The organism is Arthrobacter sp. ZBG10, from assembly GCF_001238605.1.
In the GTDB taxonomy this organism is placed as follows: domain Bacteria; phylum Actinomycetota; class Actinomycetes; order Actinomycetales; family Micrococcaceae; genus Arthrobacter.
This window is the reverse complement of the sequence record NZ_LFQH01000130.1, coordinates 1-205: the sequence shown is the minus strand read 5'-3', so window position 1 is coordinate 205 and position 205 is coordinate 1. Positions and strand designations below refer to the sequence as shown.

General features: G+C 51.7%; 1 protein-coding gene. It reads left to right on the top strand.

Annotated features, from left to right (window positions below):
• The coding region (locus ACU18_RS20315) for a hypothetical protein (RefSeq protein ID WP_231686144.1) at positions 1-182 on the top strand (182 nt) is incomplete at its 5' end.
• Positions 183-205 lie beyond the last annotated feature (23 nt).

The window sequence follows — 205 nt, the reverse complement described above, 5'->3', positions numbered from 1 at the left end:
CGGTCCTTGTGGTTAAGCCCCGCCGCTATTGTTGCAAGAAGTCTAAACACCTCATGTTTGAGGTCCCTGTCGAAGACCCATCGGCGGTCGAGCAAAGTATCCAACTTGTCTTGGTTACATGTACCTTCGATTTCCGTGAGCAAATGGACGCCAAGTCGGCGAAAAAGCGCTCGGTGCCCTGAAATCCAGCGTTCCATGATTGAAC